This is a genomic window from Microbacterium shaanxiense (assembly GCF_054779995.1).
Window position 1 is genome coordinate 103,750 of the sequence record NZ_BAAGXE010000002.1, and the last position, 22,891, is coordinate 126,640.

24 protein-coding genes and 1 tRNA gene are annotated in these 22,891 nt (G+C 67.9%); 12 read left to right on the plus strand and 13 right to left on the minus strand.

The window, feature by feature from the left end:
• Positions 1-3: 3 nt before the first annotated feature.
• A complete protein-coding gene (locus ACYVG2_RS05375; protein ID WP_448967109.1) occupies positions 4-519 on the minus strand; it encodes an FHA domain-containing protein FhaB/FipA in 516 nt (171 codons plus the stop codon).
• Complete coding sequence (locus tag ACYVG2_RS05380; RefSeq protein ID WP_460780022.1) at positions 516-1,208, minus strand: FhaA domain-containing protein; 693 nt, start codon at positions 1,206-1,208, stop codon at positions 516-518. The genes ACYVG2_RS05375 and ACYVG2_RS05380 overlap by 4 nt, the downstream gene beginning before the upstream one ends.
• A gap of 217 nt (positions 1,209-1,425) precedes the next feature.
• Between ACYVG2_RS05380 and ACYVG2_RS05385 the strand changes: the two genes are divergently transcribed.
• Positions 1,426-1,508 (plus strand) — tRNA-Leu (locus tag ACYVG2_RS05385).
• 56 nt (positions 1,509-1,564) lie between these two features.
• On the opposite strand, the gene ACYVG2_RS05390 is transcribed toward ACYVG2_RS05385, so the two are convergent.
• The 4 genes from ACYVG2_RS05390 to ACYVG2_RS05405 are packed head-to-tail and all read right to left on the minus strand — an operon-like array spanning position 1,565 to position 5,013.
• Positions 1,565-2,482, minus strand: coding sequence for a hypothetical protein (locus ACYVG2_RS05390; protein ID WP_460780023.1), 918 nt, complete (start codon positions 2,480-2,482; stop codon positions 1,565-1,567).
• A 5-nt stretch (positions 2,483-2,487) separates the two neighbouring features.
• Entirely contained in the window at positions 2,488-3,180 is a 693-nt protein-coding gene (locus tag ACYVG2_RS05395) for an aspartate/glutamate racemase family protein (RefSeq protein WP_460780024.1), read from the minus strand.
• Positions 3,181-3,196: 16 nt separating this feature from the next.
• The gene (locus ACYVG2_RS05400; protein WP_460780025.1) at positions 3,197-3,799 is read right to left on the minus strand and encodes a response regulator; all 603 of its coding nucleotides are present in this window, start codon (positions 3,797-3,799) and stop codon (positions 3,197-3,199) included.
• Positions 3,796-5,013 carry a sensor histidine kinase gene (locus ACYVG2_RS05405; protein ID WP_460780026.1) on the minus strand — a complete coding sequence of 406 codons (1,218 nt, stop codon included), beginning with the start codon at positions 5,011-5,013 and terminating at the stop codon, positions 3,796-3,798. Before ACYVG2_RS05405 ends, ACYVG2_RS05400 begins: the two co-directional genes overlap by 4 nt.
• 156 nt (positions 5,014-5,169) lie before the next feature.
• On the opposite strand from ACYVG2_RS05405, the gene ACYVG2_RS05410 reads away from it, so the two are divergent.
• Positions 5,170-5,724 carry a small multidrug efflux protein gene (locus ACYVG2_RS05410; RefSeq protein WP_448967103.1) on the plus strand — a complete coding sequence of 185 codons (555 nt, stop codon included), beginning with the start codon at positions 5,170-5,172 and terminating at the stop codon, positions 5,722-5,724.
• 126 nt (positions 5,725-5,850) lie between these two features.
• On the opposite strand, the gene ACYVG2_RS05415 is transcribed toward ACYVG2_RS05410, so the two are convergent.
• Both ACYVG2_RS05415 and ACYVG2_RS05420 read right to left on the minus strand, forming a co-directional pair.
• Positions 5,851-6,933, minus strand: coding sequence for a carboxylate-amine ligase (locus ACYVG2_RS05415; protein ID WP_460780027.1), 1,083 nt, complete (start codon positions 6,931-6,933; stop codon positions 5,851-5,853).
• A gap of 35 nt (positions 6,934-6,968) precedes the next feature.
• A complete protein-coding gene (locus ACYVG2_RS05420) occupies positions 6,969-7,142 on the minus strand; it encodes a CsbD family protein (protein WP_448967100.1) in 174 nt (57 codons plus the stop codon).
• 757 nt (positions 7,143-7,899) lie between these two features.
• Between ACYVG2_RS05420 and ACYVG2_RS05425 the strand changes: the two genes are divergently transcribed.
• Positions 7,900-8,106 (plus strand): cold-shock protein, encoded by a 207-nt coding sequence (locus ACYVG2_RS05425; protein WP_033105552.1) that lies wholly within the window; start codon positions 7,900-7,902, stop codon positions 8,104-8,106.
• A gap of 69 nt (positions 8,107-8,175) precedes the next feature.
• Here ACYVG2_RS05425 and ACYVG2_RS05430 read toward each other — a convergent pair whose 3' ends face one another.
• From ACYVG2_RS05430 to ACYVG2_RS05440, 3 genes are read right to left on the minus strand one after another with little or no spacing between them, the layout of a single operon-like run.
• On the minus strand, positions 8,176-8,844 hold the full coding sequence (locus ACYVG2_RS05430) for an HAD hydrolase-like protein (RefSeq protein ID WP_460780028.1): 669 nt from the start codon (positions 8,842-8,844) through the stop codon (positions 8,176-8,178).
• Between the two features lie 38 nt (positions 8,845-8,882).
• Positions 8,883-9,578 carry an endonuclease NucS gene (nucS, locus tag ACYVG2_RS05435; RefSeq protein WP_448967098.1) on the minus strand — a complete coding sequence of 232 codons (696 nt, stop codon included), beginning with the start codon at positions 9,576-9,578 and terminating at the stop codon, positions 8,883-8,885.
• 9 nt (positions 9,579-9,587) lie between these two features.
• The gene (locus ACYVG2_RS05440) at positions 9,588-10,427 is read right to left on the minus strand and encodes a GAP family protein (RefSeq protein WP_460780029.1); all 840 of its coding nucleotides are present in this window, start codon (positions 10,425-10,427) and stop codon (positions 9,588-9,590) included.
• A gap of 108 nt (positions 10,428-10,535) precedes the next feature.
• Here ACYVG2_RS05440 and ACYVG2_RS05445 point away from each other — a divergent pair, with 108 nt between their 5' ends.
• Together ACYVG2_RS05445 and ACYVG2_RS05450 are read left to right on the plus strand one after the other, a co-directional pair.
• On the plus strand, positions 10,536-11,726 hold the full coding sequence (locus tag ACYVG2_RS05445) for a sensor histidine kinase (RefSeq protein ID WP_460780031.1): 1,191 nt from the start codon (positions 10,536-10,538) through the stop codon (positions 11,724-11,726).
• Positions 11,723-12,370 carry a response regulator transcription factor gene (locus ACYVG2_RS05450; RefSeq protein WP_460780032.1) on the plus strand — a complete coding sequence of 216 codons (648 nt, stop codon included), beginning with the start codon at positions 11,723-11,725 and terminating at the stop codon, positions 12,368-12,370. Before ACYVG2_RS05445 ends, ACYVG2_RS05450 begins: the two co-directional genes overlap by 4 nt.
• 3 nt (positions 12,371-12,373) lie before the next feature.
• Here ACYVG2_RS05450 and ACYVG2_RS05455 read toward each other — a convergent pair whose 3' ends face one another.
• Positions 12,374-13,600, minus strand: coding sequence for an MFS transporter (locus tag ACYVG2_RS05455; protein WP_460780033.1), 1,227 nt, complete (start codon positions 13,598-13,600; stop codon positions 12,374-12,376).
• Positions 13,601-13,658: 58 nt separating this feature from the next.
• Between ACYVG2_RS05455 and ACYVG2_RS05460 the strand changes: the two genes are divergently transcribed.
• Positions 13,659-14,735, plus strand: a complete 1,077-nt coding sequence (locus ACYVG2_RS05460) for a LacI family DNA-binding transcriptional regulator (protein WP_460780034.1) — start codon at positions 13,659-13,661, stop codon at positions 14,733-14,735.
• 19 nt (positions 14,736-14,754) lie between these two features.
• Here ACYVG2_RS05460 and ACYVG2_RS05465 read toward each other — a convergent pair whose 3' ends face one another.
• On the minus strand, positions 14,755-16,266 hold the full coding sequence (locus ACYVG2_RS05465) for a hypothetical protein (RefSeq protein WP_460780035.1): 1,512 nt from the start codon (positions 16,264-16,266) through the stop codon (positions 14,755-14,757).
• 127 nt (positions 16,267-16,393) lie between these two features.
• On the opposite strand from ACYVG2_RS05465, the gene ACYVG2_RS05470 reads away from it, so the two are divergent.
• Genes ACYVG2_RS05470 through mnhG form a run of 6 tightly spaced genes read left to right on the plus strand, consistent with a single transcriptional unit; the run spans position 16,394 to position 22,676 of the window.
• Positions 16,394-19,339, plus strand: coding sequence for a Na+/H+ antiporter subunit A (locus ACYVG2_RS05470; protein WP_460780036.1), 2,946 nt, complete (start codon positions 16,394-16,396; stop codon positions 19,337-19,339).
• A complete protein-coding gene (locus ACYVG2_RS05475) occupies positions 19,339-19,902 on the plus strand; it encodes a Na(+)/H(+) antiporter subunit C (protein ID WP_460780037.1) in 564 nt (187 codons plus the stop codon). Before ACYVG2_RS05470 ends, ACYVG2_RS05475 begins: the two co-directional genes overlap by 1 nt.
• Complete coding sequence (locus ACYVG2_RS05480) at positions 19,899-21,455, plus strand: Na+/H+ antiporter subunit D (RefSeq protein ID WP_448967089.1); 1,557 nt, start codon at positions 19,899-19,901, stop codon at positions 21,453-21,455. Before ACYVG2_RS05475 ends, ACYVG2_RS05480 begins: the two co-directional genes overlap by 4 nt.
• A complete protein-coding gene (locus tag ACYVG2_RS05485) occupies positions 21,452-22,024 on the plus strand; it encodes a Na+/H+ antiporter subunit E (RefSeq protein ID WP_460780038.1) in 573 nt (190 codons plus the stop codon). The genes ACYVG2_RS05480 and ACYVG2_RS05485 overlap by 4 nt, the downstream gene beginning before the upstream one ends.
• Positions 22,021-22,290: a monovalent cation/H+ antiporter complex subunit F gene (locus ACYVG2_RS05490; RefSeq protein ID WP_460780039.1), complete on the plus strand. Its 270-nt coding sequence runs from the start codon at positions 22,021-22,023 to the stop codon at positions 22,288-22,290. Before ACYVG2_RS05485 ends, ACYVG2_RS05490 begins: the two co-directional genes overlap by 4 nt.
• Positions 22,287-22,676 carry a monovalent cation/H(+) antiporter subunit G gene (gene mnhG, locus ACYVG2_RS05495; protein ID WP_460780040.1) on the plus strand — a complete coding sequence of 130 codons (390 nt, stop codon included), beginning with the start codon at positions 22,287-22,289 and terminating at the stop codon, positions 22,674-22,676. The genes ACYVG2_RS05490 and mnhG overlap by 4 nt, the downstream gene beginning before the upstream one ends.
• Positions 22,677-22,891 lie beyond the last annotated feature (215 nt).

The window sequence follows — 22,891 nt, forward strand, 5'->3', positions numbered from 1 at the left end:
GCGTCAGGCTCGCAACTCGAAGGTCGTGGCGCCGACCTTGACGGCGTCGCCGATGTTGATGATGACCGGCGCGCCGGAGATGCGCTTCGCGCCGAGGAACGTGCCGTTGGTGGAATCGAGATCCTGGATGGCCCACGTGTCGCCGCGCAGCAGCAGGCGGGCATGGTGGCTGGAGGTGTAGTCGTCGCGGATGACGAGGCCGGACTCGCTGGAGCGGCCGATCGTCATCGGCTCCGTGCCGAGGGGGAGTTCGAGCCCTGCCTTGGGGCCGGAGGTGATGACGAGTTTGGAGACCGTGTTCACACGAGCCGCACCACCTGCGCGCGGGGAGGGCGAGGCCTTCGGCTTGGCGGCGGGAGCGGGAGCTGCTGCGGCTCCGCCCGCGGCAGCCTCGGCGGGGAGCTTTCGCACCTTCACCCCGAACAGGTCGGCGCGCAGCGAGTACACGACACCGAACACGAAGAACCACAGCAGCACCAGGAAGCCGATGCGCAGCAGCAGGAGGACGAGTTCACTCATCGATTCGCCCCCGATGGCCGGTCGGCTGCCACGGGGACGACCCGGAAGGTCAGCTCTGTGCGCCCGATGGTGATCGTGGTGTCGGTGGGCAGCGGAGCCTCGCGCACCTTCTGCCCGTTGACCTTGGTGCCGTTGGTGGAGCCGAGGTCGCGCATCATGGCGCGCTCGCCGTCCCACAGGATCTCGACGTGCTTGCGGCTGGAGCCGGCATCGGAGATCGTGATGTCGGCGTCGCTGCCGCGTCCGATCACACTGCGGGCCTTGGTGATCGAGTGCCGTTGCCCGTCGACGTCGATGACGGCCTGCCAGCTGACGCGTCCTTCGACAGTGCCCGAGTTCACCCGCACGGTGCCGGTGGAGACTCTTTCATCCGATTCGAGAGCGATCGAGAGCGGGCCGGCGAAGCTGTACCCCTGAGATCTGGCGTGCGTGTTCATCAACGCATGCAGCTCTTCGGTGAGGGCTCCGCCGAGCCCCTGCATGCGCTCCAGGTCGTCCGCGCTGAGACGCACGACGTAACTGTTGGGGGTGATGATGCGGTCGCGGCTGACCACGGCGGCCTTGATGTCGGCCTCGCGACGGATCGCTGATGCGATCTCCACCGGCTGGATGCCGCTGCGGAAGGTCTTGGCGAATGCGCCGTTGACGGCGCGCTCAAGACCCTTCTCAAAGCTGTCAAGTAGTCCCACTGGGCTCCTCTGGCATGGCGACGGTAGCAACATCGTAGCCAGGTGACCTGGAAATGCGCCTCTCGCCCCCATCCTGGCGCGCTCCGGACACGATCGTGGCGCGAGAATCAAACCCCTTCTCACCGGATGACGTGGTCCGGGCGTGGTCGGGCGAGTTAAGCAGCAGGGAAAGTGCGTGATATCCTCGTGAAGTTGACTTCTTCGGAACGAGACGCTCGCGCGAGTGGCGGAATGGTAGACGCGCTGGCTTCAGGTGCCAGTGTCCTTACGGGCGTGGGGGTTCAAGTCCCCCCTCGCGCACAGCGAGCAGAACAGCCTCTCACCAGGTGATCCGGTGAGAGGCTGTTTCTTTTCATTCACAGCCCGAGCTGCGCGAACGGGATGCCGCGCACCACTCGGCGCCACGGATGCTCGCCCAGCGTCCACAGCATCCGCCCCTCCGGATCGAGGGCCAGGTCTTCGCAGCCGATCGGCAGGGGAACATCGCTGCGCTGAGGCGCGGTCCCGTCGCCCTCCCACAGCGCACCCGGCTGCATGCCGCGCGACTGCGAGATGAATCGTCGATCGCCCCACTGCACGGCGCCCTGCATCCGGGCGATCTGCGGCGCGTCCTGATCGACGGCGATGAACGAGCCGTCGACATCGCCGGGGATCGTGAACTCGCCGATACGGCCGAGCTTGTCGCCGCGGTACTCGCCGATCAGCACGCGCGGCAGCGAGGTGCCCTGGTCATCGAACACCCGGCCGAGGAATGAGCATCGCAGCGGCACCGGATGAACCCGGGTACGGACCGCCACCAGCGCCACGGCACCGAGACCGCGACCTCGTGCACCCACGACACGCCGCGCCGCCGCCCCCCGCAGCCGGCGCGATTCGCCGAGGTCGAACTCCCAGATCCCCTGACCTGTCGCGGCGACGAAGAGGCGATCGCCGAACCAGGCGAGGCCCCCGGCATGGATCTGCGCGGGGACGAGCTCGCCGTCCTCTCCCTCGATCGTGAGTGCGACATCCAGGTGCCGCGAGCGCTCCAGATCGATGAAGGTCACCCGAGACGCGAGATGTTCACCGCTCTTCGCCTTGCGGAACCAACTCACCGCGAGCGTCCGTCGCCCCTGCCACGTGCCGAAATCGACGCCCTGCGGGTACCACTTCATCGTGTACGTGCGCGCGCTGAGCCATTTCAGCTCGACGGTGCCGCGGCGCCGATGGCGCATCGGGCGCCACATCGACCCGAAGAGTCCGGAGAAGGTGAAGAGTCCAGTGAGTCCGAACACCGCGGTCAATCTCCCAGCGCGGCGGCCAGCGCGGCATCGACGTGGAGCGAGGTGGTGGGATAGACCGGCACACTCGCATCGCCGGCGCTGATGAGCAGTTCGATCTCGGTGCACCCGAGGATGATGCCTTCGGCGCCGCGTTCCACGAGTCCTGCCATGACGCGCTGGTAACGCTGCCGCGACTCCTCTCGCACGACGCCGTGGACGAGCTCGTCGTAGATCACCTCGTGCACGATGCGTCGTTCCTCCTCGTCGGGCACGATCGTGCGGATGCCGTGCCCCGCCATGCGATCGGCATAGAACGGCTGCTCCATCGTGAAGGCGGTGCCCAGCAGCCCCACCGTGCGCACGCCGGAGGGGAGGATCGCCGCGGCCGTGACGTCGACGATGTGCAGGAACGGGATGCTGACGGCATCCTGTATCCGGTCGGCGACCAGGTGCATCGTGTTGGTGCACAGCACGAGAAGTTCCGCTCCGGCCTTCTCGAGCGCGAGAGCGCGGCCGGCGAGCAGGTCGCCGGCCGCCTCCCAATCGCCCGCGGCCTGCATGGCCTCGATCTCGGCGAAGTCGAGCGAATCGAGCAGGATGCGGGCGGAATGATGACCTCCGAGCTGGTCCCTGACGCGCTCATTGGCGAGGCGGTACCACTCGAGTGACGACTCCCAGCTCATGCCGCCGAGCAGTCCGATCGTCTTCATCGCATCACCTTCCGCGTCAGATCCAGCCGCGCTCTTCTGCGACCAGCACTGCCTGCTGGCGCGTCGTGACATGCAGCTTCCCCAGTACGGTCGAGACGTGATTGCGCACGGTTCCCGGCGCGAGCGACAGAGCGCGCGCGATCTGTCCGGTCGTCTCCCCGCGCCGCCCTGCCCGCAGCACGTCGAGCTCACGGTCGGTGAGAGGAGAGCGCTCGTCGCTCAGCGCATCTGCCGCGATCTCCGGGTCGACGTAGCGCGCACCAGCCGCGACGCGCCTGATGACCTCGGCCACCTCGTTCGCGCCGCGCGATTTCGGCAGGAATCCGGCAACTCCGGATGCCAGCGCTCGCCGCAGGACGCCGGGCCTGGCGTGACGCGTCACGACCACGCAACGGATGGACGTCTGGCGCCGCAGGCGCTCCGCCACCTCCACGCCGTCGATCCCGGGCATCTCCAGATCGAGCAGGCAGATGTCGGGCGTCAGCCGGATGGCCTCGGCCAGCGCCTCCTCGCCGTCGGCGCACTCCGCCACGACGTCGATGTCCTCCTCCAGCCGCAGCAGGGCGGCCAGTGCCGAGCGGATCATCGCCTCGTCATCGGCGAGCAGTACACGGATCATCGTGCATCTCCTTCCACGCCCTCGGCCGGAACGATCACGACGACCGCGAACTCCTGCTTGCCGCGTCGCACCTCCAGGGCGCCCCCTGCTTCCGACGCCCGTCGACCGACGCCGTCGAGCCCTGAGCCGTCCTCCGAGACCGTCTGATCGCCGCCCGCGTCGTTCACGATCTCGTACCGCCACGCCTCCCCCGCCCGTTTCAAGGAGAGATGAGCCCACCGGCCGCCGCCGTGACGCAGCACATTCGTCGTGGTCTCGCGGATGACGGGTCCCAGAACGGATGCCGGCGCGTGATCCGCTCCGGCGTCGATTGTCGCCTCAGCGGATGTGCCTGCGGCCCTCAGCAGATCCACCGCGTTGGCGATCTCGTCGGTCAGCGGCGCGGAACGGAATCGCAGCGCGAGGTCGCGGGTTCCCTGCTGCGCCTCGGCCACGCTCCCCCGCGCCGCGCGTAACTGTTCGAGCGCAGCATCCGGATCCTTGGCCATGAGCCGCTCGGCGAGCTCGAGCTGGAGGGCGATGACCTGAAGATGATGTCCCTGCAGATCGTGCACGTCGGTCGCGACTCGCAGGCGCTCCTGCGTCGCCGCGAGGCGACTCTCCGACACGCGTGCACGGTCGAGCCGCACCAATACGTCCCACCACCACAGCGAGGCGACGGTCATGGCCGGCAGCATCGCCGAGAACACTGCCAGCGGCCCGAAACCCGCCGCTGCGCTGTCGAGCATGCGGAAGTCGACAACGGCGAGACCGATGATCACGACGGTGGCGGTGAGCATCGCGCGCATGCGCACCCCTGGCTGCCAGTTGAGCAGCAGGAGCGATTGCAGTACGGGCACGGAGGCGACCGTCCACAGCCCGGACATCGTGCCGGCCAGGATCGCATAGGCCACTGCCACCAGCAGCGGGAGGAGTTGTCGACGCCACCGCACCAGCCCTGCGGTGTCCGTGCGGTGACGGTAGTCGACCATCAGCGCCACGGTCGAGACGACCCAGACGAGTCCGCCGATCGCGATCGCGACGGCTGCGGCCGATGGGCGGATGCCGGCGCCGAGGATGAGGAGCACGGTGTTCGCGACGATGAACAGTTCGAAGAAGAGCAGGGCAGAGATCGTGTAGTACCAGGTGGCGGTCACTCCCCTGGCCAGGCGCACGGAACCCTTCAACGCTGCGGCATCGGAGTCGTCGGGGACGGATGCGGACGCGCTGCTCATGCCGTCCACATTACGGCCATGACACATGTCACCCACCCGTCGGGCGATCGCCCCGGAAAGCGGTGACAGCGGGGCACTTCTGGCACCAGAAGGAAAGCGATGAACTGGAGTCATCGCCGGGGAGATGCCCAGGCCGTCGCAAGGACAGGAACATCCATGAACCTCATCGAGACCTTCCAGAACCTGGTCGCGCAGGTGCCTGAGCTGGTGCAGCCCCTCATCGTCGCCCTGGCGGGCGCGGTGCCCTTCATCGAGGGTGAGGGAGCGGCGAGCATCGGCATCATCGGCGGCATCCATCCCGTGATCGCTGCGATCGCCGGGATCATCGGCAACTTCCTCTGCGTGCTCGTGCTCGTGCTTCTCAGCTCGGGAGCGCGCAGCGCCGTGATCGGTCGCAACCAGCAGCGCAAGGCGCGTCTGGCCGCGGCCGGCGGCGCCGGCGGCGTCACGGTGGTCGAGGCCGACGACGAGGCCGACGGCAGCCGCAGCGCGGCGCGCAAGGTGAAGTTCCGTCGGGCGCTCGACCGTTACGGCGTGCCCGGAGTCAGCCTGCTCGGCCCGCTCCTGCTGCCCACCCAGTTCACGGCGACGATGCTCGCCGCCACCGGGGTCAGCAAGGCACGCGTCCTCATCTGGCAGGCCGTCGCGATCATCGGATGGACCACCATCCTCTCCGTGTTCGTCGGCAGCGTCGTCCACGTCGTCAGCTGAGCGGACCCGCCTGGATCGGACGCGGCGCCATGATCGGCGCCGCGTCCAGTGCGCATGATCAACCTTTCGAGCGATGTCGGACGGCGACACGGTTGATGGGCTGGCCCCGGCGCATGTCGGCCGGCCTCATGCCGCCGCAGGCTGCGGAGCGCTGACGAGCGCGCGCAGTCCGGCGATGCCGGCGGCGTGATGCGCGGCGCGTTGACGCTGTGCACCGTTCCCCTCGCGGAGCACGCGTGAGAGGCGCTCCTGCACGTAGTCCAGGTCGCCGGCCTGCTCGAGTGCTGGTGCGATCGTCTGCAGCAGGAGATCGGTCGCCGCTCTCGCCGTGACGGGCTCGGTCGAGACGGGGTGCACGAGCGTCGCCTCCATCCCCCACCGCGCCGCCGACCACAGAGAGGTCTGGATCGCTTCCGCGTCGTGGACGGGACCGTCGACCGGTTGCGTGAGGGCCAGAGCCCTGCACAACGAGGCGAGCAGCAGAGTGTCGGCCGTGCAGAGTTGGGCGTCGAAGACCCTGATCTCGAGGGTCGGATAGCGGGCGGACGCACGGGCCACCCAGGCCACTGATGCCGCATCGGGGATGACGTGCGCATCGATCAATCGGTCCACGGTCGAGTGATAGTCGTCAGCGTCGGCGAAGTGCGGAGGTGCGCCGAAGAGCGGGAGGCGACGCATGACGATGCTCCGCCAGCTGTCGTGGCCCGTGTCGCAGGCATCCGCGAAGGGGGAGTTCGCCGACAGTGCGAGCAGCACGGGCAACCACGGGCGGACCGCGTTCATCGCACGGACCCTCGCCTCTTCATCCGGGATCTCGACGTGGACGTGCAGGCCGTTGACGTGGTGCGTGTCGCTGATGCGGCCGAGCCAGTGCGCGATCTGGCCGTACCGCTCGGAGCGCGTGACGGTTCCCGCCGGTGCGATCCCGAACGCCGTGCCCATGCCGATCGCCACCGCTCTGTGCTGGCGGGCGAACTCCGAGAGCGATCGGCGGCACGGCTGCAGCTGCGTCTGGGCCTCAGCGAGGGTGTGCACGGGAGAGGTGGCGAACTCGACCTGCGAGTTCAGGAACTCCTTCTTCACGGTGCCGGCCCTGTACGCGCCCGTGCCACCGGACAGCGCATCGATCGCGGCGCCGCCCAGTGGCACGGGAACGAACGTCTCCTCGTCGAGGAGGGCGAACTCCTCCTCGACACCGAAACGCGTCATGTCAGTGTTCCGGACGCAGGGAGAGAAGGTCCGCCTCAGTTCTCGAAGGCGTCCTTCGCCTTGTCGCCGGCCTTCTTCAGATCGGCCTTGGCCTGTTCGGCTTTGCCCTCGGCCTCGAGCTTCTCGTTGTCCGTGGCCTTGCCGACGCCTTCTTTGAAGTGACCAGCGACGTCTTCAGCTGCGTGCTTCGCCTTGTCTCCAATACCCATTGATCCATTCCTTTCGTCGGGGATCAGGTGATCCGTAGGAACGACTCTCACATCGGCACAGATATTCGGCGACGGGGTTGACGCGCGCGACGACGACCGTTAGGGACGCCGCGATGGCGACGGTGAGCGAAGGGCGTCCGTCCGCAGCGGCATTGAGATCCCGCGGTTTCGGGAGGGACGAGATGCCGGAGTCGCCTCCGTGCTGTGCATCCCATCTCTTCCCGAAACCTGCGATCCACGCGGGATCAATCTCCCCGGACCTTCGTTGACCTCGTCCCGGATCTCCCTGGACGAGGTCGTTCATCCTCCCCTAATGTGAAGGTGCATGCGCACGGGGATTGATCGTCGCCGTCGTCCCCAGATGACGGCTCCTGGCTTCCCCAGAGCCAGACGATCCGCGCATGCGATTGGGCCCTCTCGAGTAGTTCAGTCCCCAATGGACTATTCGAGGGGGCCGCTATCGGCTCATCATCCCACGTTTTTCAGAATTTGTCCCCCAAATGGGGGACAAGATTCAGCTTTTGGGGTTAGGGTGTTCTATGACGCACCCTCCGGTCGTCTTTGGCCCTCACCGCTCCCCCCGCGGTGAGGGCCGCACTCTTTTCCGCGCCAGGTCGCCTCTGTGCCGTCGGCGTGACGCTCATGCAACATTTGGGTTACCTTCTGCCCCGGGCTATTCCGCTCCAGCGCTGCACAGATATTGTGGGCATCGTCGGGGCACCCTGCGTCGACACACATTTCAGCAGAACGGCAGTACATGAGTACCCAAGGCACGGTCAAGTGGTTCAACTCGGAGAAGGGCTTCGGCTTCATCTCCCCCGATGACGGCGGCGCTGACGTCTTCGCGCACTACTCCGCCATTGAAGCAAGCGGCTACCGCTCACTCGACGAGAACCAGCGCGTCGAGTTCGAGGTTGCACAGGGCCCCAAGGGCCTGCAGGCCGAGAACATCCGCCCCATCTGAGGCGATAACACAGCACTCTCCGCCCCGGCGTGCGTAAACAGCGTGCACCGGCGGGGAGTGTTGTGCTCTCTACGGCAGCAGCAGCGTTCGCAGTGCGTCGGCATCCGCGACGCGGTAGGCGGCCGAGTCGCCCTCCGAGGTGTCTCCGAAGCCCCATTCCGCGAAGATGACCGGGATGCCGTGCTCGGCTGCGCCCTCCACATCGTGGTGGCGGTCGCCGACGAGCACGGGTCGTGAGGTGTCGACGCCGGCTGCCGTCAGCCGGTCCATCGCCCATCCGACGACGTCGTACTTGCTGTCGCTGCGCCCGATCGTGCCGCTGCGTGCGCCTGAGACGGCGGCGAAGAGCCCGAGCAGATCGTTGTGCTCGAGGATCGCGATGACCTGGTTCTCGGGCTTCGTGCTCGCGGTCGCCTGCGGGATGCCTGCCGCCGCGACCGCGCGGATGATCTCGGGGACTCCGGGGTAGATGTCAACCGAGGCCGCGTAGCCGTCGCGGGCGGCGAGAGTCCGGTAGCGGACCAGGGCGTCCTCGGCCTGCGTGGCGCTCAGCCCCGCCAGGCTCTGGAACGACTCGTACATCGGCGGTCCGACCCATCGGGGCAGCGATGCGGGGTCGGGTGCCGGCTGGCCGAACGATGCCAGTACCTCGAGGAGACGGGGGAAGATGCCCGGCGTCGCGTCGGCGATGGTGCCGTCGACATCCCAGAGCACGCAGGAGAAAGGGGAGTGAGGCATCCCTCCAGCCTATGGGCAGTCGTCGGCGCGCCAGTGCGTCAGAACAGCCGCGGTACCCCTGACTCGATGCCCTTCATGTCGTCGTAGTCGAGCACGAGGCAGCGGATGCCGCGGTCCTCGGCGAGCACGCGGGCCTGTGGCTTGATCTCCTGGGCGGCGAACACGCCCTGCACAGGCGCGAGGTGCGGATCGCGGCCCAGCAGCTCGAGGTAGCGGGTGAGCTGCTCGACGCCGTCGATGTCGCCGCGGCGCTTGATCTCCACGGCGATGGCCGCTCCCGAAGCATCCCGGACCATCAGATCGACCGGGCCGATCGCCGTGGGGAACTCGCGGCGAACGAGCGTCGCGCCCTCGCTGATGCGATCGACCTGCTCCGCGAGCAGGCGCTGCAGGTCGGCCTCGACGCCGTCCTTCTGCAGACCGGGGTCGATGCCCAGCTCGTGCGCGGAATCGTGCAGCACTTCGTAGATCTGCACGCGCAGCGCGTCGCCGGTCTTCTTGTGCGTGACGCGCCACACGTCGATGACGCCGGCGCTGGCCTCTTCCTCGCCAGGGACCTCTGTGACGAGAGTGCACGGCGGGCTCATCCAGTTCAACGGCTTGTAGCTGCCGCCGTCCGAGTGCACGAGCAGGCTTCCGTCGCCCTTGTGCACGAGCAGACGCGTCGCGAGGGGGAGGTGGGCGTTGAGTCGACCCGAGTAGTCGACGGAGCAGCGGGCAATGACGAGGCGCACCCGTCGAGCCTAACCGTCGATCGAGTCGAGGATCCCCAGTCCGAGGTCGAAGAGTCCGAGTTCGACCGCCGCTGCGCGCGCGATGAGAAATCCGAGGATGCCGATGATCCACGCCGTGTTCTCCGCGCCGGTCCGCTGCATCCAGTCGGCGAGGCGCTGCAGTGGTCTGGTGATGACGGGAGCGGCGACGATGCGCAGAAGCAGGAGGATGAGCGCGGGAACGATCATGACGAGGCAGTAGCCGACCAGTGACACGATGCGTGCCGGCGTGTCGAGGCCGGCATCCGCGAGCATCGTCATCGCGACGATGTACGGCAGCATCGTGGCCACCTCGACCAGGCCCGCGGCCACGGCGACCGACATCAAGGCGGTGCGCGTCGCCTGCGGGGCGAGCAGGCGATCACGCCATCGCATGATCCTGCCGGGTGCCCGGGGCTGTTCCGGCGTGGGTGCGGAGGCGGCAGCATCCGGCGTCGCGAAGCCCTCGAGAGAGGACGAGGCCGATGCGGAGATCGGCTGCTCGGCCTTCTTCCTGGACGACGAGGGGATGAGGAACGACGCCACCAGCAGTCCGACGCCCACGACGAGTCGGATGATGGTGCCGGCGGGGGACGAGAGGAAGTCCGACGCGACGTCGACCACGTTGACGAGGCCCCAGAGGAACAGCAGCCCGACGGCGAGGTAGAACGCCGCGATCGTGGCGAGGTAGAGCAGCACTCTGCCGATCCGCACCTTGCCGGGGCTCAGCAGGAGGAAGACCGGGATGAGCAGGGTGCCGATGCTGAGGCTGTCCACGAGTGCGAGGACGGCGAGCGACAGCAGGAGGGGTGCGCCGGCGAAGAGTTCCATGCCTCCACCGTGTTCCATGTGCGCGGACAGCGGATCGGGCGAAGGTCGCGACGTCCTCTCATCCTTTGGTCGGATGCGGCAGTGCGCACGACGTGATTGCATGAGGTGATGCAGCAACAGGCGACCGAGCGATTCGGCAGCTGGTACCGCCGCACGAGGTGGATCGTCGATCCGGTCGCGATGGCGCTGCTGGCAGTGGTGATGGCCGCCCTGGGGTTCCGGTCGGTCTGGACGCCGTTCTCGTTGCTCGGCACCGATGTCTCGGCCTGGTGGGCTCTCGCGTTCGCTCTGCCGGCGTGCGCACTGGCCGTGCTGAAGTACCGGGCCCCGATGCTCGTCCTCGCGGCGGTGTCCGTGCTGTTCGTGGCCGATCTGCTCACCGTCGGGGGGATCGGAACACTCGTCGTCCTGCTGGATGTGCTGTGGAGGGCGGCATTCGTGGCCGGTGCCAGCGCGCGACGGATCCTGTTGGTGCTCCTCGGGGTCGCCACGCTCGCCCTGTCGGCCGCAGCCCTGCTGCTCGCGGATGCTCCTCTGCCGGTCGCCTTCCTCATCGCCGTGCAGTTCGGGGCGATCTTCGGGACCGACTACTGGTGGGCGGTGGCGGTGGCGCAGGCGAACGAGCTCGCCGACCTGCACCGGCAGCGCGCCGAAGCCGCTGAGCGCGAGGCGGAGCGCGATCGCTCGGAGGCCGTGCTGCGCGAGCGGGAGATGATGGCGCGCGAGCTGCATGATGCGGTCGCCGGACATGTCATGGCGATGGCGATCCGTGCCGAGGCCGTGCTGTCGACGCCGCCGGACGAGGAACGCGATCGCGCGGCGTTGCAGGCCGTGCGCGATGCCGGGCTCGACGCGCACACGGCGCTGCGCACCATGATCGCGGTGCTGCGGGGCGGCGCCGGTGAGCTGACGCCCGCGCCGAGGATCGAGGATCTCGAAGGGATCATCGCGAACGCACGGCGCACAGGGCTGCGCGTGGCGTCGACACCACTGCAGGAGGACCGCTTTCCCGTGCTCGTCGAGCAGACCATCGTGCGCATCGTGCGAGAGGCGCTGGCGAACTGCATCCGGCACGCGTCTGGAGCGGATGTCGACGTCGAGATCATCGCCGACGACATGACCGTGTCGGTCCGCGTCGACTCCCGTGGCGGGACACCCGTCACGCACGCCGGCGGCAACGAATGGGGTCTGAGCATGCTCGGAGAACGGGTACGTGCACTGGATGGAACCTTCCGCGCCGGTCCGGTCGACGGGGGCTGGTCGGTGCACGCGGAGCTGCCGATCGGGGTTCCGGCATGACCTCGCCGACGGTACTGCTCGCCGACGATCACGCCGCCATCCGCGCGGGGCTGCGCATCATGCTGGAATCACACGGGGTCACGGTCGTCGGTGAGGCGGCCGACGGTGACATCGCGGTGCGCAACGCCGCATCGCTCCGCCCTGACGTCGTGCTGATGGATCTGCGCATGCCCGGACGCGACGGGATCTCCGCGACGGGCGAGATCGTCGAGCGGGGTCTCAGCGAAGTGCTCGTGCTCACGAGCTTCGATGAGGACGAACTCGTCTTCGGGGCCATCAGGGCGGGTGCGGCCGGATTCCTGCTGAAGACCGCCGACGCGCACACACTGGTCCAGGCGGTGCGCACGGTCGCCTCGGGGGACGGCGTGCTCGACGCACGGGTCACGCGGCGCGCGCTCGCTGCCATCATCAAGGCCGAGCACGGTGCCGCGATGGTGGCGGATGCCGTGGACGACACGGCGCTCACCGCACGCGAGCGGGATGTGCTGGACGGCATCCTTCAGGGATGGTCCAACGCGCAGCTCGCGGAACGACTGGTGATCTCCGTCCCCACGGTGAAGACGCACGTGTCGAACGTGCTGGCCAAGCTCGGAGCGGAGAGCAGATCGCACGCGGCGGCGATCGCCCGGACCCGAGCGCGCTGAGCCCTACTTCTTCGGCGCCTCGGCGTTCGAGTTCAGCGGCCGGGCGGCGCCGGATGCGAGACCGGAGGCCGCGACGAGCACGACCAGGATGAACAGGGTGTTCAGCAGGCCGATGTGCTCGCTGATCAGTCCGAGGATCGGCGGGCCGCCGAGGAACGCGACATACCCGATCGTGGCCGCCGCGCTCACGCGGGCCGCAGCCTTGGCCGGGTCGTCAGCCGCCGCCGACATGCCGAGAGGGAATCCGAGTGATGCGCCGATGCCCCACAGTGCTGCGCCGACGAAGACGAGGGGGAGTGAGGGGGCGATGATGAACAGCAGGATGCCGCCGGTTGCCGCCACCGCGAGGATGCGCAGCACGAGCACACGGCCGAACCTGTCGACGAGCGGTCCGCCGAAGATGCGCACCGTGGTCATCGCGACGGAGAACACCGTCAGGGCGGCCGCGCCCATTGCAGCGCCTCCGCCGTGGTCTTCGCTCATGCCGAGCGCCAGCCAGTCGTTGGCTCCGCCCTCTGCGAAGGCCATGCCGAGCATCACGACGCCGAGCGCGTAGGTGCGCGGCTCGCGCCACGCCGACATCGCCATGTGCATGCGTTCGCGCCAGTGGGGCTTGTCGCCCGACTCCTCAGGATCGAGCGTCGCGTCGCGGTTGGGCACGTTCGCGATGCAGACGAACGCGCCGACGAAGATGAGCACGGCGACGACGATGGCATGAGGTGCGACGGCGATGTGCCAGTTGGTGGCCGCCCAGCCGAGGCCGGCGCCGATAACCGTTCCGAAGCTGAAGAACGCGTGGAACAGCGGCAGGATCGTCTTCCCTGCCTCCTGCTCGATCGCCGTCGCCTCGACGTTCATCATCACGTCGAGGCATCCGTTGCCGTAGCCGAACAGCGCCAGGCCGATGATGACGACGGGGAACGATGCGAACAGCGTCGTGCCGACGCCGATCAGCACGAGGCCGATCGACAGCATGATCATCATCGACAGCATCCCGCGACGTGCTCCCGTGCGCGCCATGACGGCGGGCCCCGTCGAGATGCCGAGGATCGACGCGATGCCCATCCCGAGCAGCAGCAGCCCGATCTGCGTGTTGTCGATGTCCAGCGCGAGCTTGATGTCCGGCACGCGGGAGGCCCAGGTCGCGATCGAGACGCCACTGGCGAGGAAGATCGCGAAGGTCGCGTTGCGCCAGCGCACGTACTGCGAGCGGGTGAGGGCGTAGTCCATGGAGAGAGCGTATCGAATCGATTCGATTTCGGGAAATGGTCCGGGTTATCCTCGAAGGATGACACCGTCCGCGCTCCCGCAATCCACTCCGCGTCGTGCGACGCTCGCGGATGTCGCCCGCGCGGCTGGCGTGTCGACGTCGACGGCATCGGTCGTCTTCAGCGGCGCCACGCGCGTGTCCGAGGCGACGCGAGAACGTGTGCTCGCAGCGGCGGCCGAGCTCGAGTACGCGGGCCCCGATCCGCGGGCGGCCTCGCTGCGTCGCGGACGGAGTGGGATCGTCGCCGTCGTCCTCGAGGGGCAGCTGCGCACCGCGTTCCTCGACCCGGTGACGATTCCGATGATGGACGGTCTCACGGACGGACTCGCCTCGCTCGGCGCCGGAGTGCTGCTGCTGCGCGACGAGCCGGGGGAGGGCGAGGTGTCGGCGTTGAGCACGGCCCCGGTCGACGCGGTCGTGCTGATCGGATGCTCAGGACGAGCCCGTGCGTCATTGGAGATCGTGCGCGGCAGAGGCCTTCCGGTCGTCGTGATCGAAGGAGACGCGGGGGAGGGGATCCCCCAGATCACGCTCGACAACCGCGAGGCGGCGGCGGAGATCACGCGGCACGTCAAGCAGCTCGGCCACGAGCGGGTCGCTGCCGTGACGCTGCCTCTTGACAGCGATCGCATCCGAGGCAGGGTCACGGATGACCGCCTGGCGCGCGCCACGATCGACGTCACGCTGGAGCGCCTCGCCGGCGCGAGGGACGTCTACCCCGACCTGCCTGCCATCTCGGCCGGGAGCAGCTCGATTGACGACGGGGTGATCGCGGGGCGGGCGCTGCTCAGCGATCCTGTCACCCGTCCGACCGCGATCCTGGCGCAGAGCGATCTTCTCGCGGCCGGGGTGATCCGTGCCGCGGAAGACCTCGGCCTGCGTGTTCCGGAAGACCTGAGCGTCGTCGGCTTCGACGGCATCAGGGTCGACGGGATCGGACCGCACATGCTCACCACCATGGTGCAGCCGGCTGCCGAGAAGGGCAGAGCGGCGGGGGAGCAGGTCGCGCGGATGCTGCGCGGTGAGCCCGCATCGTCGCTGCACTTCACCTGCCGCTTCCGGGCCGGCACGACGACGGCTGCGCCGGCGGCCTGACGCCGGTCGAGCGCCGACGTCAGGAGCGGGCCGGCCCGAGAGGCAGCTCGACGGGCGTGAAGTCGTGGATCGTGTACTGGCCGCACGGGATCACGGCGGTCGGGAGCGCGTTGGTGCCCAGCGCCCAGGGTGAGCTCTGCGAGTCCTCGACGAGGAAGGTGACCTTTCCGACGTCGAAGTCCGAACGGTTGATGAGCCATGCGTAGGCGTTCAGCTGATGGTCGACCTGGACGAGCTGAGACGGATCATCGAGGTGCAGCTTCGGCAGGCGCACCGTCCAGAACTGGCCTGCGCCGGTCTGCCCGGATGCCGTGATCCAATCGTTCACGCACGCGAGGTCGGCATTCGGATGCTGTGCCGCGACTGCGATACGGGGAGCACTGACGCCCGCGCCGACGACCAGCAGCACACCCGCGCCGGCGGTGGCGGCAAGAGCGGCACGACGTGGCACGCGCAGCGCGCGAGGAGAGGCGACCAGCGCGAGGACGGGCGCGAACGCCACCGGCTCGAGATACCGGGCGGCATGTGTTCCGAGCGCGACGGCTCCGACCGTCACGAGGACCGGGAGCAGCCAGGCCGCGGTCGCCACGATCCGAGCGCCAGGAGTCCGTGCACGGAGCGAGCGCACGACCGCCAGCAGCACAAGGCCCACCAGCATCAGCGTGCCGATCGCGCCGAGGGGAGTGGACAGCCGCTCGCCGAGAAGGCCGCCGTAGTAAGCGGCCGATTGCGGCCACAGCGTCGGCTGCGCATAGGTGGATCCGTCGTTGGCAATCCATTCCGAAAGTGGAATGCGGGCGACGAAACCGGTCACGGTGCCGCCGATGAGCCATGCGAGCAGCCGCAGGGCCTGTTCGCGGGAGGGCTGATACACCGCGGCGAGACCGAGGAGCAGGCTCAGCGGCACCGTCGCCCACGCCGCGTAGAGCGGATTGGAGAGCGTGGACACGACGGCGACGACGCCGAGCAGCACGTGCAGCAGTCGCGGTGGCCGACCGGTGCTGTCGAACACCCGCCGCACGATGCCGACGCTCACGAGGACCGCGATCACCGTGGCCGAGTAGTACGTCGTGGTCGCGAGCAGTGACGCGAGCTCGAGCGAGTCCCGAGAGGCGGACGTCTCGGTCATCGCGACGAGGCCGAACACCCCGACCGCGAGAACCGACCAGACGACCGGTGCGGTGCCGACGCGCCGGCGACCCGCGGCCAGACGGACAGCGCCGTACAGCGCCGTCAGGTTGAAGACCGCGTTGATCACGAAAATGGCATTGACGTCGAGAGCGAACACGCTCCCCAGCATCCAGAGCAGTGCGAAGACCGCGATCTCCGGCAGGAACAGGACGCTCGACATCACCCAGTCGAAGGATTCCCCCTCGGCCACCGAGCGCACGAGCAGCGCGACGACCAGTGAGTCACTGTCGCGCAGCAGCAGATCCACCCTCGCGGTCGATGCGATCTGAGCCACGGTGACGACGGAGATGAGGGCGGCGGCGAGCCAGCCGCTCAGTTCGCGGACCCACGTCTGTCGCATGTCCACCACTCTTTCATGCATGGTTGTGCGCCGAACGCGGAACTCTCACGACGTATGAGCCGGTAAACTCTCAGAAAGCCCGCCCGCCTGTGCCGCAAGGCCTCGACGAGCCATTGAGGAGCCGCTTATGCTGTTGCTCCTTGCCGTGTTCCTTCTCGGGGCCCTTCTCCTCCCCGCGCTGGTACGTTGGCTCGGAGCGCGGGCGTTCGCGATCGCTGCTCTCATTCCCGCCGCGGCATTCGTTCAGGCGCTCGTCATGACGCCGCAGGTTCTCGCCGGCGACGCGATGCCGTTCGAGAGCGTGGAGTGGATCCCCCAGCTCGGGTTGAACCTGTCGATGCACATGGACGTGCTGGGCTGGGTGATGACCCTCATCGTCACCGGCGTCGGCGCCCTGGTGCTGCTCTACTGCCGCTGGTACTTCCACGACGAGGCCGCCGACCTGGGGCAGTTCGCCGGAGTCCTGCTCGGCTTCGCCGGTGCGATGTACGGGCTCGTCCTCACCGACGACCTCGTCATGCTCGTGATGTTCTGGGAAGTCACCAGCATCCTGTCTTACCTGCTCATCGGGCACTATCGCAGGCGCGCCGCCAGCCGTCGTGCGGCGCTGCAGGCGCTGCTGGTGACCACCCTCGGCGGCCTCGTGATGTTCGTCGGCGTGGTGCTGCTGGTCGTGGACACCGGAACGTCGAGCATCACCGAGATGCTCACCCTCGCACCGACCGGACCGCTCGTGAACGCGGCCATCGTGATGCTCTTGATCGGAGCGCTCAGCAAGTCGGCCATCTTCCCGTTCCACTTCTGGCTCCCCGGCGCGATGGCGGCGCCGACCCCGGTGAGCGCCTACCTGCACGCCGCGGCGATGGTGAAGGCCGGCATCTACCTCATCGCGCGGTTCGCGCCGATCTTCGCGCTGTCAGAGCCATGGCGGCCGATCGTCATCTCGCTCGGGGTGCTCACGATGCTCCTCGGCGGCATCCAGGCGCTGCGAGAGACCGACCTCAAGCGCATCCTGGCCTTCGGCACCGTCAGCCAGCTCGGCTTCTTCACCGTGATGGTCGGATACGGAACGCAGGCGACGGCGCTCGCAGGTCTGGCGCTGGTCGTCGGGCACGCGCTGTTCAAGTCCGCGCTGTTCCTCGTCGTCGGAGTCATCGACCGCCAGCTCTCGACGCGTGACATCGATGAGCTCTCCGGCGTCGGCAGACAGGCGCCGGTCATGGCCACGGCCTCGTTCATCTCGGTCGCGTCGATGGCGGGAATCGCGCCCACTGTCGGATTCGTCGCGAAGGAATCGGCGCTCACCGGGCTGCTCGACGACGCACTCGGTGGATCGCCGTGGGCCCTCGTCGCTCTGATCGGAGTCATCCTCGGATCCATGCTCACGGCGGCATATGGAGTCCGTTTCCTGTGGGGCGCGTTCTGGAAGAAGCGCGACGCGCAGGGTGAGCGGATGCCGGACACCGTCTGGCCCGACCCTCCGGTGGGCTTCCTGTCGGCACCGATCATCCTGGCCGGCGCGACGGTCGCTCTGGGCATCGGCGCACCCGCGCTCGACACCGCGCTGCACGGCTACGCGGTCACCGCGGTGCCGGGGCTCGACGCCGACGGTCTCGCGGTCGAGGGCCCCGGGCATCTCGCGCTGTGGCACGGCTTCGAGCCGGCGCTGGGCATCTCCGTGCTGTCGGTCGTGCTCGGCATCGGACTGTTCCTGCTCAGCAGGCGCACCGGCTGGGACCGCAAGGCACGCGCGCTGAAGTTCACCGCCGCCGATGTGTACTACCTCGTGATGCGCGGCATCGACCGCCTGTCGGTGATCACCACGACGCTCACGCAGCGGGGTTCGCTGCCCGTCTACGTCGGCACGATCTTCGTCGTGTTCGTGGCGGCGGAGACCACAGCGCTCCTGGCGAGCGACATCGATCAGCTGAACCTGTCGGCCTGGCACACCCCGACCCAGATCGCCGTCGCCCCGATCATGGCCATCGCCGCCGTCGTCGCGGTGCAGGCGCGCAAGCGCTATACCGGGGTCGTCCTCGTCTCGGTCACGGGCTTGGGCATGGTCACGCTGTTCGCGACGAGCGGCGCCCCCGATCTCGCTCTCACGCAGATCCTCGTCGAGACAGTGACGATGGTGACCTTCGCCCTGGTCCTGAGGCGCCTGCCCTCGCGCATGGGCGAGCACAACGCCTCGGTCTCCCGCATCCCGCGCGCGGTGCTCGCGATCGGCGTCGGGGTCACGATGGCGTTCATCGCCGTGGTCGCGACCCAGGCGCGCATCACCGAGCCGATCTCGATCACCTTCCCCGAACTCGCCTACGAGCTCGGCCACGGCAAGAACGTCGTCAATGTTGCGCTCGTCGACCTGCGCGGCTGGGACACCATGGGCGAGCTCTCCGTGCTCGTGCTGGCCGCGACCGGCGTGGCATCCCTCGTGTTCGTGACCCATCGCGCCGACATGCTCTCCCAGCGTCCGTCGCTGCCCAAGCGCATCCGGCGCAAGGCGCGCATCGCGCCGCTCGTGGAGACGACCGACGGCATCCGCTTCCAGACCACTGAGAATCGCAGCAGCCCCCGTGCCTGGCTCATCGGCGGTCAGCAGATGAAGCCGGAGAACCGATCGATCCTGCTCGAGGTGATCGTCCGCATCCTGTTCCACACGATCATCGTCGTCTCCATCTACCTGCTCTTCGCCGGCCACAACGGGCCCGGCGGCGGCTTCGCCGGCGGACTCGTCGCCGGTATGGCGCTCGTGATGCGATACGTCGCCGGCGGACGCTGGGAGCTCGGCGCCGCAGCGCCCACGGATGCCGGCCGCCTGCTGGGCGCCGGTCTCATCCTGGCCGTCGGCAGTGCGGTGCTGCCGTTGTTCTTCGGCCTCGCGCCGCTCACCAGCTCGTTCTGGGAATGGGAGATCCCCGGTCTCGGGCACATGGAGTTCGTCACCTCGACCGTCTTCGACATCGGCGTGTACCTCGTCGTCATCGGTCTCGTCCTCGATGTGCTCCGCAGCCTCGGCGCCGAGGTCGACCGGCAGGCCCAGGAGATGCGCTCGCGGGGGGTGAGCGTCTGATGGATGTGTCGCTGACCCTCATCATCGTCATGGCCGTGCTCTTCGCGTGCGGCGTGTACGCGATGCTCGAGCGCAGCCTCACCCGCGTGCTCATCGGGTTCCTGCTGCTGGGCAATGCCACCAATCTGCTCCTGCTGATCGTCATGGGCGTGCCGGCGGGTGCGCCGTTCTTCGGCGCTGAAGGCGACGTGAGCGACCCGCTGCCACAGGCGCTCACGCTCACCGCCATCGTGATCACGTTCGCGGTCTCCGCATTCCTCCTCGCCCTGATCTACCGTTCCTGGCAACTGGGCCAGGCCGACACCGTCGAGGACGACGAGGCCGACATCGCGCTGCGCGAGCGCACGGATGAAGACGAAGACGTCATGGACGACGAGGGGGATGCCGAGGACGAAGAGGCCACGACCGACTTCGTCGACGTGCGCACCTCGCCCATCACCGTGCTGCAGATGCGCGATCACGCATCCATCCGCGACGACGCCCCCATGGATCGGCCGTGGACAAGGGTCGAACCCGCCGACACGACCACGACCACTGACGACGACGAGGAGGACCGCACATGAGTGCACTCGTCCCCCTGCTCGTCGCACTCCCGCTGCTGGGCGCGGCGATCACCCTGGTGTTCGGACGAAGCCCGCGCCTGCAGGTTTTCGTCACGGTCGCGGCCCTCGCGGCGGTGGCCATCATCGCCGCCGTACTGCTCATCGCGGTCGACGGAGGATCCCCACTGGCCGTCTCGGTAGGTGGATGGCCGGTGCCGTTCGGCATCGTGCTCTACGTCGACCGGCTCGCCGCCCTGCTCGTGCTGATCTCCAGCATCGTGCTGCTCGCGGTGCTGCTCTTCTCGATCGGCCAGGGCGCCGCCGACGGGTCGGACGAGACACCGATCTCCATCTTCAACCCCTCGTACCTGATCCTCGCGGCCGGCATCTTCAACGCGTTCATCGCGGGTGACCTGTTCAACCTCTACGTCGGGTTCGAGATCCTGCTCGTGGCGTCGTACGTCCTCATCACGCTCGGCAGCACCGAATCGCGCATCCGCACCGGTGCGGTCTACATCGTCGTCTCGCTCGTCTCGTCGATCCTCTTCCTCGCCTCGATCGCGATGATCTACGGCGCCCTCGGCACCGTGAACATGGCGCAGATCGCCGAGCGGATGACCGAGCTGCCGCAGGAGACGCAGCTCGTGCTGCACCTGATGCTCGTGGTCGCGTTCGGCATCAAGGCGGCCATCTTCCCGGTGTCCTTCTGGTTGCCCGACTCCTATCCGACCGCGCCGGCACCGGTCACCGCGGTGTTCGCCGGATTGCTGACCAAGGTCGGCGTCTACGCGCTGATCCGCACCGAGACGCAGCTCTTCGCCGAGAACAGCATCGACACGCTGCTGCTGATCGTCGCCCTCGCGACCATGATCATCGGCGTACTCGGTGCGGTCGCGCAGGCGGAGCTGAAGAGGATCCTCTCGTTCACCCTCGTCAGCCACGTCGGCTACATGATCTTCGGCCTGGCGATCGCGACGCCAGCGGCGATCGGCGCCACGGTGTACTACATCGTGCACCACATCGTCGTGCAGACCACCCTGTTCCTCGCGGTCGGACTCATAGAGCGAAGAGCCGGCAGCACGTCGATCCTCAGGGTCAAGGGGCTGCTGAAGGCGGCGCCGCTGCTGGCCGTGCTCTATTTCGTACCGGCCATCAACCTCGGCGGCCTGCCGCCGTTCTCCGGATTCATCGGCAAGTTCGCACTGTTCGAGGCCGCGGCATCCGTCGGCACCCCGATCATGATGGTGCTGATCTTCGGCGGCATCCTGACCTCGCTGCTCACCCTCTACGCGCTCATGCGCGCCTGGAACCTGTCGTTCTGGCGCGAGGAGGAGGATTCGGCCGAGACCGACGGGCGGATCGAGTACCTCGGCAACGCACCGGCCGCGGACGAGCAGCAGGAGCGCCGCCGCATCCCGAGGATCATGACGCTCGCGACCGGGGGGATGGTCGGCGTGACACTGCTGCTGACGATCTTCGCCGGACCGCTGTACGCACTGTGCGATCGCATCGGCGACGCGCTGCTGCAGCCGGTGAGCCTCGTGCAGCTGGAAGAGGAGGTGGTGGCGCCATGAGTCCCGAGACCCAACGCCATCGCCTTCACGACGTGTGGCTGCAGCTTCCGTTCCTCGCGTGGCTCGTCGTGCTGTGGATGCTGCTGTGGAACCAGTTCACGCTGCTGTCGTTCGTCACCGGGCTCGTCGTCGCGGTGTTCGTCACCCGCGTCTTCCGCCTGCCGACCATCGAGCTCTCCGGACGCATCAACCTCTGGTACGGAGCCTTGTTCGTCGTGCAGTTCCTGTTCGCCGTCCTGCGCGGCGCGATCGCGGTGTCGATCCAGGTGTTCGACTTCCGTCGTCAGCCGGGTGCGGCGATCATCGCCGTGCCGCTGAAGTACGCCGACGACCTGGTCATGACGCACGTCTCGGTCACGTCATCGCTGATCCCCGGATCGCTGGTGGTCGAGACGGATCGTGACCGCAGGGTGCTCTACCTGCACGTGATCGGGGTGCGCACGCGGGCGGACGCCGACGCGCAGCGCGACGGGGTGCTGCGCTGGGAGAAGCGGATCGTACGGGCGCTGGGCAGCCCGGCGCAGTATCGTGCCCTGAAGGCCGACGAGCGCGCGGGGGGTGGGCGATGAACGTTCTGATGATCCTGATCGTGGCGGTGTTCGCCATCGCGGCGATCCTGACGATGTTCCGGATCATCCGCGGCCCGTCGATCCTCGACCGCGCCGTGGCATCCGATGTGCTCCTCACCGAGGTCATGTGCGTGCTGGGCGCGGAGATGGCGATCAACGGACACACCCGCAGCGTCCCCGTGCTGCTCATCATCGCGGCGGTAGGGGTGTTCGGATCGATCTCGGTCGCCCGCTACGTGGCGAGAAGGGACAACACGACATCATGAACGTGTTCGACTTCGAGATTCCGGATGCCGTCATCGACGTGACGGTGCTGGTACTGATCCTGTTCGGCGCGGTGCTGTGCCTCTCGGCGGCCGTGGGACTGCTGCACTTCCGCGATGTGCCGTCGCGCCTGCACGCGGCGACCAAGCCGCAGGTGCTCGGAGTGATCCTGATCTGCCTGGCCGTCGCGCTCGCGCAGCGTTCGGTCGGCGGCATCCTCCTCGGGCTCGCGCTGGTCGCACCCATCGTGCTGATGCAGTTCGCGACCGCGCCGCTGTCCGCGCACATGGTCGGACGCCAGGCCTATCGCAACGGAACGACGGAGGAGCGCCGGCTCGTCGTCGACGAGCTCGCCGAGTCGAAGCAGACCCCACCCGGGGCCGGGTAGCGCCTGGGGTTGGTGCCCATCGGTTCATAACTCCTCAAAGAACTGGTGTCAGTGGTCGGATCGACGGCTGAAGGGCATCGCGCCGTCGATTCTTGAGGAGTTGTGAACCTGAGTCGGGTGAACACTCTCGCTCCACATTGAGCATTCTGTCGAACTCGTCCCCAATCGCCGGCTATCGATCAGTGGCGCCGGGGCGGCGTGCCAAGAATTCTGTG